This is a genomic window from Pseudomonas rubra, from assembly GCF_028656935.1.
In the GTDB taxonomy this organism is placed as follows: Bacteria; Pseudomonadota; Gammaproteobacteria; order Pseudomonadales; family Pseudomonadaceae; genus Aquipseudomonas; species Aquipseudomonas rubra.
Genome location: NZ_JAMDGZ010000011.1, coordinates 1 through 16658 on the forward strand (window position 1 = coordinate 1; position 16658 = coordinate 16658).

The 16658-nt window shown below is 60.9% G+C and carries 6 protein-coding genes; 4 read left to right on the forward strand and 2 right to left on the reverse strand.

Going from position 1 to position 16658, the window contains the following annotated elements; all coding sequences use genetic code 11:
• On the reverse strand, positions 1–9173 hold a 9173-nt coding region (locus M5G17_RS04820), incomplete at its 3' end, for a retention module-containing protein (RefSeq protein WP_273891892.1).
• Between the two features lie 347 nt (positions 9174–9520).
• On the opposite strand from M5G17_RS04820, the gene M5G17_RS04825 reads away from it, so the two are divergent.
• From M5G17_RS04825 to M5G17_RS04835, 3 genes are read left to right on the forward strand one after another with little or no spacing between them, the layout of a single operon-like run.
• On the forward strand, positions 9521–10858 hold the full coding sequence (locus tag M5G17_RS04825; protein WP_273891893.1) for a TolC family outer membrane protein: 1338 nt from the start codon (positions 9521–9523) through the stop codon (positions 10856–10858).
• A 42-nt stretch (positions 10859–10900) separates the two neighbouring features.
• Positions 10901–13057, forward strand: a complete 2157-nt coding sequence (locus tag M5G17_RS04830) for a type I secretion system permease/ATPase (RefSeq protein WP_130262256.1) — start codon at positions 10901–10903, stop codon at positions 13055–13057.
• A 1-nt stretch (position 13058) separates the two neighbouring features.
• Positions 13059–14420, forward strand: coding sequence for an HlyD family type I secretion periplasmic adaptor subunit (locus tag M5G17_RS04835; protein ID WP_273891923.1), 1362 nt, complete (start codon positions 13059–13061; stop codon positions 14418–14420).
• A gap of 142 nt (positions 14421–14562) precedes the next feature.
• Here the strand turns inward: M5G17_RS04835 and M5G17_RS04840 are convergent, their stop codons facing one another.
• Positions 14563–15573 (reverse strand): helix-turn-helix transcriptional regulator, encoded by a 1011-nt coding sequence (locus M5G17_RS04840; RefSeq protein ID WP_273891894.1) that lies wholly within the window; start codon positions 15571–15573, stop codon positions 14563–14565.
• Positions 15574–15779: 206 nt separating this feature from the next.
• Here M5G17_RS04840 and M5G17_RS04845 point away from each other — a divergent pair, with 206 nt between their 5' ends.
• On the forward strand, positions 15780–16598 hold the full coding sequence (locus M5G17_RS04845) for a tetratricopeptide repeat protein (RefSeq protein WP_273891895.1): 819 nt from the start codon (positions 15780–15782) through the stop codon (positions 16596–16598).
• Positions 16599–16658 lie beyond the last annotated feature (60 nt).

Here is a 16658-nt window from a genome sequence, read left to right on the forward strand (position 1 = left end):
GGCAGGGTGATGCTGCCTTCAGTCTGACCCTTGGCAATGGTGATCACTTCACCGTTGCTCAAGGTGACCTTCATCTCGGTGCCAGCCGGGTTGGTCAGAGTGGCGGTGTAAACGATTTCGCCGCCTTCAGCCACGGAGCCAGTCGCAGTCAGCTTCAGACCGGTCGTGTCGTCGGTGCCTGGGCCGTCGATGACGGTGGTGACCGGGTTGCCGGCAGTGTCCAACTTCTCGTAGTTGCCGCCGGTGGTGCCAGTGATGCTGTTGGTCAGATCTGGATTGGTGGTGTGCACGTTGTTCGGTGCGACGAAGTCCACAGTGCCGGAGCTTGCGCCAACCGGAATGGTGATCTGCTGACCATTGGCCAGGTTGATGACCAGGTTCGAGCCAGTAACCGGAGCAGTGACGGAAGCGGTGTAGGTCACTACACCGCCTTCGGTCACGCTTGGAGTCGCGGTCAGAGTGACAGTCGAAGTGTCGATAGTGTCAGTGACTTCAGTGACGGCCGCTGCCGGGTCGACTTCGACTTTCTCGAAATCGCCACCAGTAGTACCGGCGATGGTTACGCTGACTTCACCGGCATCGATGTACACGTCATCGGATGGAGCAGGCAGAGTGATGCTGCCTTCGGTCTGGCCCTTGGCGATGGTGATGACTTCACCGTTGCTCAGGGTCACCTTCATTTCAGTGCCGGCTGGGTTGGTCAGGGTGGCGGTGTAAACGATCTCGCCGCCTTCAGCCACGGAGCCAGTTGCGGTCAGCTTGAGGCCGGTGGTGTCGTCGGTACCTGGTCCGTCGGTGACGGTGGTGACCGGATTGCCAGCAGTGTCCAGCTTCTCGTAGTTGCCGCCGGTGGTGCCGGTGATGCTGTTGGTCAGGTCTGGGTTAGTGGTGTGCACGTTGTTCGGTGCGACAAAGTCCACAGTGCCGGAGCTGGAACCCACCGGGATGGTGATCTGCTGACCGTTGGCCAGGGTGATCACCAGGTTCGAACCGGTAACCGGAGCGGTCACCGAAGCGGTGTAAGTGACAACGCCGCCCTCAGTCACACTCGGGGTCGCGGTCAGGGTAACTGTCGAAGTGTCGATGGTGTCAGTCACTTCGGTGACGGCTGGAGTGTTATCCACAGCCACTTTCTCGAAGTCACCACCGGTAGTGCCGGCAATGGTCACGCTGACTTCGCCCGCATCCACATACACGTCATCGGATGGAGCAGGCAGAGTGATGCTGCCTTCAGTCTGACCCTTGGCAATGGTGATGACCTCACCATTGCTCAGGGTGACCTTCATCTCGGTGCCAGCCGGGTTGGTCAGGGTGGCGGTGTAGACGATTTCGCCGCCTTCAGCCACGGAGCCAGTTGCAGTCAGCTTGAGGCCGGTGGTGTCGTCAGTGCCTGGACCATCAGTAACGGTGGTGACCGGGTTACCGGCAGTATCCAGCTTCTCGTAGTTGCCGCCGGTGGTGCCGGTGATGCTGTTGGTCAGGTCCGGGTTCGTGGTGTGCACGTTGTTCGGTGCAACGAAGTCCACGGTACCCGAGCTTGCGCCCACAGGGATGGTGATCTGCTGACCGTTGGCCAGGGTGATGACCAGGTTCGAACCGGTCACCGGAGCAGTAACCGAAGCGGTGTAAGTGACGACGCCGCCTTCAGTCACGCTTGGAGTCGCGGTCAGAGTCACGGTCGAAGTGTCGATGGTATCGGTCACTTCGGTAACGGCTGGAGTGTTATCCACAGCCACTTTTTCGAAGTCACCACCGGTGGTGCCAGCGATGGTCACGCTGACTTCGCCCGCATCCACATACACGTCATCGGACGGCGCAGGCAGGGTGATGCTGCCTTCGGTCTGGCCCGCGGCGATGGTGATGACTTCACCATTGCTCAGGGTGACCTTCATTTCAGTGCCAGCCGGGTTGGTCAGGGTAGCGGTGTAAACGATCTCGCCGCCTTCAGCGACCGAACCGGTAGCGGTCAGTTTGAGACCGGTAGTGTCATCGGTGCCTGGACCATCAGTAACGGTGGTCACTGGGTTGCCCGCGGTGTCCAGCTTCTCGTAGTTACCACCGGTGGTACCGGTGATGCTGTTGGTCAGGTCCGGATTGGTGGTGTGCACGTTGTTCGGTGCAATGAAGTCCACGGTGCCCGAGCTGGAACCGACTGGGATGGTGATCTGCTGACCATTGGCCAGAGTGATCACCAGGTTCGAGCCAGTAACCGGAGCAGTCACCGAAGCGGTGTAAGTGACAACGCCACCTTCAGTCACGCTTGGCGTGGCGGTCAGGGTAACGGTCGAAGTGTCGATGGTGTCAGTGACTTCGGTGACGGCTGGAGTGTTATCCACAGCCACTTTCTCGAAGTCACCCCCGGTGGTGCCAGCAATGGTCACGCTGACTTCGCCCGCATCCACGTACACGTCATCCGATGGAGCCGGCAGAGTGATACTGCCCTCAGTCTGGCCCTTGGCGATGGTGATGACTTCACCGTTGCTCAGGGTCACCTTCATTTCGGTGCCAGCAGGGTTGGTCAGCGTCGCGGTGTAGACGATTTCGCCGCCTTCAGCGACCGAACCGGTGGCGGTCAGTTTCAGGCCGGTGGTGTCGTCAGTGCCTGGACCATCAGTAACAGTGGTCACTGGGTTGCCCGCGGTGTCCAGCTTCTCGTAGTTGCCGCCGGTGGTCCCGGTGATGCTGTTGGTCAGGTCCGGATTGGTGGTGTGCACGTTGTTCGGTGCAACGAAGTCCACGGTACCCGAGCTTGCGCCCACAGGGATGGTGATCTGCTGACCGTTGGCCAGGGTGATGACCAGGTTCGAGCCGGTGACCGGAGCAGTAACCGAAGCGGTGTAGGTCACTACGCCGCCTTCAGTCACGCTCGGAGTCGCGGTCAGAGTAACGGTGCTGGTGTCGATGGTGTCAGTGACTTCGGTGACGGCTGGGGTGCTATCCACAGCCACTTTTTCGAAGTCACCACCGGTGGTGCCGGCGATGGTCACGCTGACTTCACCGGCATCGATGTACACGTCATCCGATGGAGCAGGCAGGGTAATACTGCCTTCGGTCTGACCCGCAGCGATGGTGATCACTTCACCATTGCTCAGAGTGACCTTCATTTCGGTGCCAGCTGGGTTGGTCAGCGTCGCGGTGTAGACGATCTCACCGCCTTCCGCGACCGAACCAGTCGCGGTCAGTTTGAGGCCGGTGGTGTCGTCGGTGCCTGGACCATCAGTAACAGTGGTCACTGGGTTGCCCGCAGTGTCCAGCTTCTCGTAGTTGCCGCCAGTGGTGCCGGTGATGCTGTTGGTCAGATCCGGATTGGTGGTGTGCACGTTGTTGGGTGCAACGAAGTCCACGGTGCCGGAGCTTGCGCCCACAGGAATGGTGATCTGTTGGCCGTTGGCCAGAGTGATGACCAGGTTCGAACCGGTGACTGGAGCGGTGACGGAAGCGGTGTATGTGACTACACCACCTTCGGTCACGCTTGGGGTAGCGGTCAGGGTAACGGTCGAAGTGTCGATGGTGTCGGTGACTTCAGTTACAGCCGCCGCCGGGTCGACTTCGACTTTCTCGAAATCGCCACCAGTAGTACCGGCGATGGTCACGCTGACTTCACCCGCATCGATATACACGTCATCCGATGGAGCAGGCAGAGTGATGCTGCCTTCGGTCTGGCCCTTGGCGATGGTGATGACTTCACCGTTGCTCAGGGTCACCTTCATTTCGGTGCCAGCCGGGTTGGTCAGCGTCGCGGTGTAAACGATTTCACCGCCTTCAGCGACCGAACCGGTGGCAGTCAATTTCAGGCCGGTAGTGTCATCGGTACCTGGACCGTCGGTAACGGTGGTCACTGGGTTGCCCGCGGTGTCCAGTTTCTCGTAGTTGCCGCCGGTGGTGCCGGTGATGCTGTTGGTCAGGTCCGGGTTGGTGGTGTGCACGTTGTTGGGTGCAACGAAGTCCACGGTGCCCGAGCTGGAACCGACTGGAATAGTAATTTGCTGACCGTTGGCCAGGGTGATCACCAGGTTCGAACCGGTAACCGGCGCGGTTACCGAAGCGGTGTAAGTGACAACGCCGCCTTCCGAAACGCTCGGTGTCGCGGTCAGGGTGACAGTCGAAGTGTCGATGGTGTCGGTCACTTCGGTGACGGCTGGAGTGTTATCCACAGCCACTTTTTCGAAGTCACCACCGGTGGTGCCGGCGATGGTCACGCTGACTTCACCGGCATCGACGTACACGTCATCGGAAGGCGCCGGCAGAGTAATGCTGCCTTCGGTCTGTCCCTTGGCGATGGTGATGACTTCACCGTTGCTCAGGGTGACCTTCATTTCAGTGCCGGCCGGGTTGGTCAGGGTAGCGGTGTAAACGATTTCACCGCCTTCAGCGACCGAACCGGTGGCGGTCAGTTTGAGACCGGTAGTGTCATCGGTACCTGGGCCGTCAGTAACGGTGGTGACCGGGTTGCCTGCAGTGTCCAGCTTCTCGTAGTTGCCACCGGTGCTGCCGGTGATGCTGTTGGTCAGCGCCGGGTTGGTGGTGTGCACGTTGTTGGGTGCGACGAAGTCCACAGTGCCCGAGCTGGAACCGACCGGAATGGTGATCTGTTGGCCGTTGGCCAGAGTGATGACCAGGTTCGAACCGGTGACTGGAGCAGTCACCGAAGCGGTGTAAGTGACCACGCCGCCTTCGGTCACGCTTGGAGTAGCGGTCAGGGTGACAGTCGACGTGTCGATAGTGTCAGTGACTTCAGTCACGGCAGCCGCTGGATCAACTTCGACTTTCTCGAAGTCACCACCATTAGTTCCCGCGATGGTCACGCTGACTTCACCGGCATCGATGTACACGTCATCCGACGGAGCCGGCAGAGTAATGCTGCCTTCGGTCTGGCCCTTGGCGATGGTGATGACTTCACCGTTGCTCAGGGTGACCTTCATTTCGGTGCCAGCTGGGTTGGTCAGCGTCGCGGTGTAAACGATTTCGCCGCCTTCAGCGACCGAACCGGTGGCAGTCAGCTTGAGGCCGGTAGTGTCATCGGTGCCTGGACCGTCGGTAACGGTGGTGACCGGGTTGCCGGCAGTGTCCAACTTCTCGTAGTTGCCGCCGGTGGTACCGGTGATGCTGTTGGTCAGCGCCGGGTTGGTGGTGTGCACGTTGTTCGGTGCGACGAAGTCCACGGTGCCCGAGCTGGAACCGACTGGAATAGTAATTTGCTGACCGTTGGCCAGAGTCACTACCAACGCAGAACCCGTCACTGGCGCAGTAACCGAAGCGGTGTAAGTAACCACGCCACCTTCAGTCACGCTTGGAGTGGCGGTCAGAGTCACGGTGCTGGTGTCGATGGTGTCAGTGACTTCAGTCACGGCAGCCGCTGGATCAACTTCGACTTTCTCGAAGTCACCACCAGTAGTTCCCGCGATGGTCACGCTGACTTCACCGGCATCGATGTACACGTCATCCGACGGAGCCGGCAGGGTGATGCTGCCTTCGGTCTGACCCTTGGCGATGGTGATGACTTCACCGTTGCTCAGGGTGACCTTCATTTCGGTGCCAGCCGGGTTGGTCAGGGTAGCGGTGTAAACGATTTCACCGCCTTCAGCGACCGAACCGGTGGCAGTCAATTTCAGGCCGGTGGTGTCGTCGGTACCTGGACCGTCGGTAACAGTGGTCACTGGGTTACCGGCAGTGTCCAGCTTCTCGTAGTTGCCGCCGGTGGTGCCGGTGATGCTGTTGGTCAGGTCCGGGTTGGTGGTGTGCACGTTGTTGGGTGCAACGAAGTCCACGGTGCCCGAGCTGGAACCGACTGGAATAGTAATTTGCTGACCGTTGGCCAGGGTGATCACCAAGTTCGAACCGGTAACCGGAGCGGTGACGGAAGCGGTGTAGGTCACTACGCCGCCTTCGGTCACGCTCGGAGTCGCGGTCAGAGTGACGGTGCTGGTGTCGATGGTGTCGGTCACTTCGGTGACGGCTGGAGTGTTATCCACAGCCACTTTCTCGAAGTCACCCCCGGTGGTGCCAGCGATGGTCACGCTGACTTCACCCGCATCGATATACACGTCATCCGACGGCGCTGGCAGAGTAATGCTGCCTTCGGTCTGGCCCTTGGCAATGGTGATGACTTCACCATTGCTCAGGGTCACCTTCATTTCAGTGCCAGCTGGGTTGGTCAGTGTCGCGGTGTAAACGATTTCACCGCCTTCAGCGACCGAACCGGTGGCAGTCAATTTCAGGCCGGTCGTGTCATCGGTACCAGGACCATCAGTAACGGTGGTGACCGGGTTACCGGCAGTGTCCAGCTTCTCGTAGTTGCCGCCGGTGGTGCCGGTGATGCTGTTGGTCAGATCCGGATTAGTGGTGTGCACGTTATTCGGTGCAACGAAGTCCACAGTGCCGGAGCTTGCGCCCACAGGAATGGTGATCTGTTGGCCGTTGGCCAGGGTGATCACCAGGTTCGAACCGGTAACCGGCGCGGTTACCGAAGCGGTGTAAGTGACAACGCCGCCTTCAGTCACGCTTGGCGTGGCGGTCAGGGTGACAGTCGAAGTGTCGATGGTATCGGTCACTTCGGTGACAGCTGGGGTGTTATCCACAGCCACTTTTTCGAAGTCACCACCGGTGGTGCCAGCGATGGTCACGCTGACTTCACCGGCATCGACGTACACGTCATCCGATGGAGCAGGCAGAGTAATGCTGCCTTCGGTCTGGCCTGCGGCGATGGTGATCACTTCACCGTTGCTCAGGGTCACCTTCATTTCAGTGCCAGCTGGGTTGGTCAGGGTGGCGGTGTAAACAATCTCGCCGCCTTCCGCGACCGAACCAGTAGCGGTCAGTTTCAGGCCGGTGGTGTCGTCGGTACCTGGACCGTCAGTAACGGTGGTGACCGGGTTACCGGCAGTATCCAGCTTCTCGTAGTTACCGCCGGTGGTACCGGTGATGCTGTTGGTCAGATCCGGATTGGTGGTGTGCACGTTGTTCGGTGCAACGAAGTCCACAGTGCCGGAGCTGGAACCGACTGGAATAGTAATTTGCTGACCGTTGGCCAGGGTCACTACTAACGCAGAACCCGTCACTGGAGCAGTAACCGAAGCGGTGTAGGTCACCACGCCGCCTTCAGCAACACTGCTGTTTGCCGTCAGGGTGACAGTAGATGTGTCGATAGTGTCAGTGACTTGAGTCACTGCTGGAGTGCCATCTACGGCGACTTTCTCAAAGTCGCCGCCGGTGGTACCGGTGACTGTGACATTCACTTCACCAGCGTCGATATAGACGTCGTCGGCAGGTGCGGCAACGGTAATGCTGCCTTCGGTCTGGCCAGCTGCAATGGTGATCACTTCACCATTACTCAGCGTCACCTTCATCTCGGTGCCGGCTGGGTTGGTCAGGGTGGCGGTATAAACAATCGAGCCACCTTCAGCCACAGAGCCAGTCGCGGTCAGCTTGAGGCCAGTGGTGTCGTCAGTGCCTGGACCGTCGGTGACGGTGGTTACCGGGTTACCGGCAGTGTCCAGCTTCTCGTAGTTACCACCGGTGGTACCGGTAATGCTGTTGGTCAGATCCGGATTGGTGGTGTGCACGTTGTTCGGTGCAACGAAGTCCACGGTGCCCGAGCTTGCGCCGACAGGGATGGTGATCTGTTGGCCGTTGGCCAGGGTCACTACCAACGCAGAACCAGTAACCGGAGCAGTAACCGAAGCGGTGTAGGTGACTACGCCGCCTTCCGAAACGCTCGGGGTCGCGGTCAGGGTGACGGTGCTGGTGTCGATGGTGTCGGTAACTTCAGTCACCGCCGGTTCTTTGCTGACCAGCAGGTTTTCGAAGTTGCCGCCATCGACCTTGTCGATGCTCACGCTGACGTTGCCGGCATCGACGTACACGTCGTCGCTTGGCGCCGGCACGGTGACGCTGCCTTCGGTCTGGCCCGCTGCAATGGTGATCACCGAGCCGTTGCTCAGGGTCACGGTCACTGGGGTGCCGGCCGGGTTGGTCAGGGTCGCGGTGTAGATGATCGAGCCGCCTTCGGCCACGCTACCGGTAGCGTTCAGGCTCAGGCCGGTGTCATCGATCGAGTCGTTGATGGTAGTGACCGCCGGGGTCGGGTTCGGTACCAGGTTCTCGAAGTTGCCACCGCTGGCGTCAGTGATGGTGGTGCTGACGCTGCTGCCATTGTTGTAGACGTCGTTCGCCGGCGTCTGCACATCGACAGTGCCGGAACTCTGGCCGGCACCGATGGTGATGGTGCTGCCGTTGGACAGGGTGACGGTCACCGGCGTCTGCGCCGGGTTGGTCAGGGTGGCGGTATAGGTGATCACGCCGCCTTCGGTGACACTCGGGTTGGCGGTCAGGGTGACCGTGGTGGTGTCGATGGTGTCGGTGATCTGGGTCACTGCCGGCGTGGTGTCCGGGGTGATGATCAGGCCCGCGCCGCCAGTGGTGCCGGTGATGGTCGCGGAAATCTCGCCACCGTCCAGGTACACCGTGTCGTTCGGCGGGATGGTCACGCTGACGCTACCGGTGGTTTGCCCGGCGGTGATGACGATGACCTGGCCATTGGACAGGGTCACGCTCAGGTCGGTCAGCGGTGGCTGGCCCAAGGTGGCGGTGTAGATGATCACGCCGCCCGCCTCGGTGATCGACGGCGTGGCGCTCAGGCTCAGGCCGGATTCACGCGTAGGCGTGGTGGTGCTCGGGTTGTTGGCATCGTCCAGGCCGCCCAGTTCCTGGGTGGCGGCGGCAGTGGCAAAGCCAATGGGGCCGGTCGGGAAGCCGATGGTCGGGTCGACCGAGCCTGCGGTGGCATCGAGCATGACGAAGCTGTGACCACCACCGACCGCGCCGCCGCTACCTGCGGCCGACGGGCCCGCTGCGGTGGCTTCGAGTTCTGTAGTCGGGTCAGCACCGGCGGCGATGGCCTGCTGCAGCTCTTTGACCGAAGGCGCAGCCTGGGCGGTGGCAGCGGCCAGGTCGGTGCTGCTGTCTGGGGCCTCGGCGCTCCACTGGGTATCACGTCCCAGGTCCAGGGAGCGGCCGTCGGCCAGCTCCAGGGTGACAGCGCCGGCCAGGCCGGTGAGCACCTGCTCGCCAGCGAACAGGCGGTCACCTTCGATGAGTACACGTTGAATCCCTTCTGGGGATACGGCGATTACTTGGCCAACAATGCTTTTGACGATGGCAACAACACTGCTCATTGGACTCTCCGGACTACCTGTTCAATTTGGCTTCCATGCCAGCAGGCGCTGAATTGCCGCTTCCGATGGAATGTTTCGCTAGTAAGTTTGGCGCTTTTGACGTCAATTATTTGTCGATAACTGTTGGCTATTAAGTTTATGCCAAAGTATTGACCTTCCTGCAGCCATCCTAAACAATCAGCAGGGTAATGTCACATTGATATTTGAGCGGCTGCCACTCTTCCTTCGTACTATTCCAAGTACCCCTTCGGAAGTTTCCGACATAAGGTCATTCCGGTTGCCATTTTCTAATGCAGCAACGATTTCTGCTGTGATTTGGGACAAGACGTCCCTGGGAAAAAAGTTAAATGCGCGCGTCACTGTTCACTGCTCTTCCTTTCGTCCTCGCCACCAGTTTCGTTCAAGCACAGACCCTGCCAGAGGCCATGCAAAAGGCCCTTGAGGTGCACCCGGAAATCCAGGCCGGGGTTAACAGCCGAATCGCTGCCGATTACCAATTGCGTGCCGCCAAAGGCGGTTACCTGCCACGCGTCGATGTCCTGGCCGGATATGGCCGTGAAGGCACTGACAGCCCGAGTACCGGCAACCGCTGGGAAACTCTCAACCGTGGTGAGTCGAGCGTGCGCCTGCGGCAGATGGTCTTCGACGGTTTTGCCACCTCGAGCGAAGTCGGTCGTCAGCAAGCCACCGTCAACTCCCGTGCCTACTCGTTGCTGGGTGCCTCCGAGCGCACCGCACTGACCGTTGCCCAGGTCTATCTGGATGTCCTGACCCGTCGCGAGATGGTTCGTCTGGCAGAAGACAACCTGCGCAGCCACGAACGCATTTACGACCAGATCAAGCTGCGAACTGCCCGTGGCGTTGGCCGCCTGGCTGACCTTGACCAGGCCGAAGCCCGCCTGGCCCAGGCCCGCAACAACCTGATCACCGAGCAGACCAACCTGGCCGACGCCAAGACCAACTACCTGAGCGTGGTCGGTCAGATGCCGGACGAGTTGAGCAGCCCGGCGCCCTTTATCGACCTGTTGCCGGCCAACCTCGACGAGGCCCGTCAACAGTTGGTGGAGAGCAGCCCGATCCTGCGCTCGGCAGAGTCCGATATCGCTGCGGCGGAAAAGCAATACGCAGCAGCAAAGTCTACTTTCTATCCGCGTTTTGATGCAGAACTCGGACGGACGGCCGATAACGATCTTGATGGCATGAACGGCCACAACAACGAATGGCAGGCTATGCTGCGTATGAGTTTCAACTTGTATGCCGGTGGCAGCAACAAGGCCGACCTGGAATCCAAGTCGTACCTGACCAATCAGGCGCTGGACATTCGTAACAATGCCTTGCGCCAGCTCAATGAGGAGTTGGGTCTGGCATGGAATGCTATGGACAACGCCAATGCGCAGTTGCCGATCGCCCAGCAATACGTCGATCACAGCAACAGTGTGCGCTCCGCCTACCAGAAGCAGTTCAGCCTGGGCGAACGTACCTTGCTAGACTTGCTCGACAGCGAGAACGAACTCTTCACTGCCCAGCGCCGTCTCACCGAAGTGAAGAACAGCCAGGTGTTTACTCAGTACCGAATCAAAGCGACCATTGGTCAACTGCTCAAGAGCCAGGGTGTTGTCGCACCGATGGCCTCGGTAGTGCAGAACGACCTTAAACCGAAAGTGAACCTGCCAGGCATGAACTGAGGTTCACTGTTATAGCCCACCGCAACCGTCAAGAGAGCCCGCGTGGAATCAGAAGTCAGTCGAGTCCAGCTCAGCCATGATCCACGCAGTCAGCACGACGATCCGTTGCTGGACAGCCTGCTGTCTCTTTGCGTGTTGCACCAGAAGCCCGCCAGCCGGGCCATGCTGACCACCGGCCTGCCGCTCCCGGCCCAGCGCCTGAGCCCGGAGCTGCTGCCACGTGCGGCAGCCCGTGCCGGGTTGCAGGGCCGTTTGCTGCAACGCCAGCTTGAGCAGATCCCGAGCATCGCCATGCCGGCCATGCTCCTGCTCAAGGACGGTCGCAGTACGGTGTTGCTGGGTTGGGAGAGCGACGGCAGTGCGCGCCTGTTGCTCAGCGAGAGCGACGGCGGCGAGGTGCATGTCAGCCGCGAAGCCCTGCAAAGCGACTACAGTGGCCGGGTGTTCTTTGCCCAGCCGCAGCACAAGTTCGACGTCAACCACGGCAACCTGATCCCGCGGGCACGCTCCTGGTTCCGTGACACTCTCAAGCGCAGCCGCTGGCTGTACATCGACGCCATCGCCGCAAGCCTGGTGATCAACCTGATCGCCCTGGCCGCGCCGCTGTTCGTGATGAACGTCTACGACCGTGTGGTGCCCAACCAGGCCACGTCAACCCTCTGGGTCCTGGCCCTGGGTATCTCCGGCGCCTATATCTTCGACCTGATCCTCAAAGGCCTGCGCAGCTTGTGCCTGGACCTGGCCGGGAAGAAGACCGACCTGATCATCTCTGCCACGCTGTTCGAGCGCATCGTTGGCATGGCCATGAAGTACCGGCCGGCCAGGGTCGGCAGCTTTGCCCAGAACATCCATGAATTCCAGGGCCTGCGTGACTTCCTCGCCTCGCTGACCCTGACCAGCCTTATCGACCTGCCGTTCACCCTGTTGATCCTGCTGGTGATCGCCATCATCGGCGGCCACCTGGTGTGGATTCCGATCATCGCCTTCCCGCTGGCCCTGGGCATCGGCTATGCCCTGCAAAAGCCGCTGGTGGCGACCCTGGAGCGGACCATGGCGCTGGCCTCCGAGCGCCAGTCGAGCCTGATCGAAACCCTCGCCGGGCTCGATGCAGTCAAGGTCAACAACGCCGAAAGCGAACGCCAGTACATGTGGGAGCAGACCATCGGTACCCTCAGCCGCCTTGAGCTGCGGGTCAAGGTGCTGTCGGGCCTGGCGATGAACATCACCCTGCTGATCCAGCAACTGGCGGGCGTGGCGTTGATCTGCGCCGGTGTCTACCAGATCATGGCCGGCAACCTGAGCATGGGTGGCCTGATCGCCTGCTACATGCTCAGTGGCCGTGCCCTTGGCCCGCTGGGCCAGCTTTCCGGTCTGTTGACCCGTTACCAGCAAGCCAAGGTCACCATGGTCTCCACCGACCAGATGATGGAACTGCCGCAAGAGCGCAACTTCGAAGAGCGGCCGTTGAGCCGCCAGGTGCTGCAGGGTGCCATCGAGTTTCGTGGTGTTGACTTCACCTACCCCAACCAGCAGAACCTGGCGCTCAAGGGCGTCAATGTGTCGATCCGCCCCGGCGAGAAAATCGGCATCATTGGCCGTAGCGGCTCGGGCAAAAGCTCACTGGCCAAACTGATCGTCGGCCTCTATGAAGCCGATGCCGGCTCGTTGCTGGTCGATGGCGTGGACATTCGCCAGATTGACGTCAGCGAGCTGCGTCACAACATCGGCTACGTGCCCCAGGACATCCAGTTGTTGGCCGGTACCCTGCGCGACAACCTGGTCAGCGGTGCTCGCTATGTCGAGGACGAAATGGTCCTGCAGGCCGCCGAGTTGTCCGGGGTGCACGAGTTCGCCCGGCTGCATCCGCAAGGCTACGAGCTGCAGGTCGGCGAGCGCGGCCAGAACCTCTCCGGCGGGCAGCGGCAGAACGTCGCCCTCGGCCGTGCGCTGCTGCTCAACCCGCAAATCCTGCTGCTCGACGAACCGACCAGCGCCATGGACAACACCGGTGAAGAACGCCTCAAGCAACGCCTGCAAGCGGTCATCGAGAACAAGACCGTGGTCCTGGTGACTCATCGGGCCTCGCTGTTGTCACTGGTCGACCGCCTGATCGTTGTCGATCGCGGACAGATAGTCGCGGATGGCCCGAAAGCCGCCGTCATGGATGCGCTGAAGAAGGGGCAGATCAGTGTTGCTTAAGATGGATATGGGCCAGATCAAGGACAGCCTGCGCAGGTACTTCAAAGGTTCCGAATCACTCAGCGGCCAGCCGCTACCCGAGGTCAACAAGGCGCTGATCGAGGATGCCCCGCGCATCGTGCGCCTGACCATCTGGGGGGTGATCGGTTTCTTCCTGTTCTTGGGCTTGTGGGCCAACTTCGCCATTATCGATGAAGTCACCCGCGGCGAAGGCAAGGCGATCCCGTCGTCGAAACTGCAGAAAATCCAGAACCTCGAAGGCGGTATCGTTGCGCAGATCTACGCCAAAGAAGGCGAAATTGTAGAAATTGGCGACCCGTTGCTGCGCCTGGACGATACCCGCTTCGTCTCCAACGTCGGTGAGACCGAAGCGGATCGCCTGGCCATGGCCCTGCGTGTCGAGCGCCTGAGCGCCGAGGTTGAAGACCGGCCGCTGAAAATCGACGAAGAGATCCGCAAGGCCGCACCGAGCCAGGCCGCCAACGAAGAGGCCCTGTACCAGAGCCGCCGCCAGCAGTTGCAGGACGAAATCGGCGGCTTGCAGGAGCAACTGGTGCAGCGCCAGCAGGAGCTGCGCGAGTTCAGCTCCAAGCAGGCTCAGTACCGCAATAGCTTGCAGCTGCTGCGTCAGGAAATCAGCATGTCCGAGCCATTGGTGGCCCAGGGCGCGATCTCTCAGGTGGAGGTGCTGCGCCTCAAGCGTGCCGAGGTAGAAAACCGCGGCCAGCTGGATGCGACCACGCTGGCGATTCCGCGCGCCGAATCGGCGGTCAAGGAAGTCGAGCGCAAAATCGACGAAACCCGTGGCAAGTTCCGCAGCGAAGCCCTGACCCAACTCAACGAGGCCCGCACCGACCTGAGCAAGGCCCAGGCCACCGGCAAGGCGCTGGACGACCGGGTCAACCGTACCCTGGTTACCTCACCGGTGCGCGGTATCGTCAAGCAACTGCTGGTCAACACCGTTGGCGGCGTGATCCAGCCGGGCAGTGACCTAGTTGAAATCGTGCCGCTGGACGACACCCTGCTGGTCGAAGCGCGCATCCGCCCGCAAGACATTGCCTTCTTGCACCCGGGGCAGGAGGCGATGGTCAAATTCACCGCCTATGACTTCACCATCTACGGCGGCCTCAAGGCCAAGCTCGAACAGATCGGCGCCGACACCATCACCGACGAAGACAAGAACACCTTCTACGTGATCAAGCTGCGCACCGAGCGCAGCCATCTGGGCACCGACGAAAAACCATTGCTGATCATCCCGGGGATGGTGGCTTCGGTGGACATCATCACCGGCAAGAAAAGCGTGTTGAGCTACCTGCTCAAGCCGATCATCCGGGCACGGGCCGAGGCGCTGCGCGAACGTTAGGTGGGAGCAACGGTCTTGCACAGCTTTTTAAAAGCTGGCGAGGCCCCTGTGGGAGCGGGCTTGCCCCGCGATGCGATGTGGCTGACAGGACGCTATCGCGGGGCAAGCCCGCTCCCACAGTATGTCTCAGAGTAAGCCCCGCTCAGGCTGACTGGTACTGCGCTGCGGCATTGCTGAGGGTTTCGGCAATCTGCTGGCGCAAGCTCAGCGGTTGCTCGACGATCAACCCATCGCCCTGGCTTAGCAGCCACCAGCGCAACTGCCAGCTGTTGCTGACGGTGGCCCGCAGGCGATGGCCAGCGTCCAGCGGGGTCAGGTGCATGTCTGCAGACAATGGTGTCTCGCGCACCAGGCGGGCGAGGTTGTCGCTGATCCAGGCCTGAAGTTCGATCTTGTCGCTATCGCCGAACTGCAGGGCATCGCTGCGCAGGTAAGCCTGCAGGTCGAAGGCGTGCAGGCCTTCGGTGGGGCTGTCGAGGATGCGCAGCTTGCGAAAGCGGTGCACGGCAAACTGGCGAATGTCGGTACAGGGCGCGGCGGTGGCAATCAGGTAACTGACCTGGCCGCGCTGAATCAACGCCAGGGGGTTGAGGGTCAGCTCGCTGAGCTTGTCGTTGTGCGCCGAATAGTAGTGGCAGTGCAACTGGTACTCTTCAAGCAGTGCGTGCTGCACGGTCTCAAGGATGCTGTCGGGCACTTCGGGCGCCTGCATGTTCATGTCCGGTCGCACGCTGGCGACCTTGTCCAGCCAGCGTGCGACCTTGTTCGCCCCCGACAGGTGTTCGAGTTTCTGCCGGGCGTGACTGAAGCGCGGGTCGAGCACCTTGAGCATGCTCCCCGGCAAAAGCGGCCGTACCGCTTCTTCCACCAGCGCCAGGCTTAGCGCCTCGCTGACACTGATACCGCGCAATTCGATGCAGGCGTTGGCCGCCCAGTGCCAGCCGTACGGGATGCTCTTGTCGTTGCGCTCCAGTGGGAAGATCAGCGACAGTTCATTGAGGTCGCGCTCGATGCTGCGCTTGCTGATGGTAAAGCCTGCGTCCTGCAGGCGACCCACCAACTCGGCACTGGTGACCCCCGGTGAGCGGCTGGGCAACTGGCGCAGCAACTCCCATTGGCGGCTGAGGGTGGCGCGGGTCGTGGCAGAGGGCAAAAGGTAGCGTCCTTGTCTAGGCTTGCGGTTGTAGCATGGCGCCAGCGCTGTGATATGGCAATTAGCCATTTATGTATCCAGATCAAGGATGAAGCAGTTGAGTGCCCTAACCGAATCGTTCGCGACAGGTTTTGTCGTGATCGTGCGCAGAATCACGCCTCATCACTCCCGCTGTTGGATCTGTGGGTAGTTCAATGAGGACGAACATGTCAGCTGCCAGCAACATTTACCCACTGCTTGAGCGCCTGTTGCCCGAGCGGATCATCCCTGCGCCCGGCCGGCCTGGCCGCATGCAGCGGTTGTACGCCGGGGTCGGCATGCCCAGCCAGCGGGCAGTGCTGGGCGAGAGTTTCAGCCTGATCAGCCGCCTGGATGAAGCCACCGACCTGCAAGCGGTGTACGACGACCTGCGCGCCCTGGCCCTGGAAGGCAATGTCGGCGCACTCAACGACCTGGGCTGGATCTGGCTCAACGGCAAATACTGGCGCGCCGACCCAACCCTGGCCGGGCACCTGCTGCGTATGGCGGCTTTGCAGGGCAGTGCGGCGGCCTGGTTCAACCTGGGCCAGCAGCATTACTTCGGCAAGGGTGTGGAGGTGGCCTATGCCAGCGCCGCCGAGTATTACCAGCAAGCGTTCGAGCGGGGCCTGGAGCATGCCGCTGCGGCGCTGGGTGATCTCTACGAAGAGGAAATCTGCGACAGCGATCCGCAGGCTTGGCAAATCGACCTGCAGCAGGCCTATCGCTGGTTCCTGCGCGGCGCCCAGCGCGGCGACGCCCGTTGTCGCTTCGAGATTGGCCAGCGACTGCTGCATGGCCAGGCGGTCAACGCCGATACCAAGGCCGCTGTCTACTGGCTGGAGCTGGCCGCCGTAGCCGGAGTCATGCAGGCCGCCGAAGAGCTGGCAGTGCACTTCAGTGAGGCCAATGATGCCCTGCGCTATCTGTTCTGGCGCGAGCAGGCAATCAGCCTGGGCAGCAAGCTGGCCCTGAACATGAAGCTGGACGACCAGTTGCAACCCTGAGCATGACGCCTGTCAGCCATGCTTGACGGCAGGGGCGGTGATCGAAGAATATTGATAGTT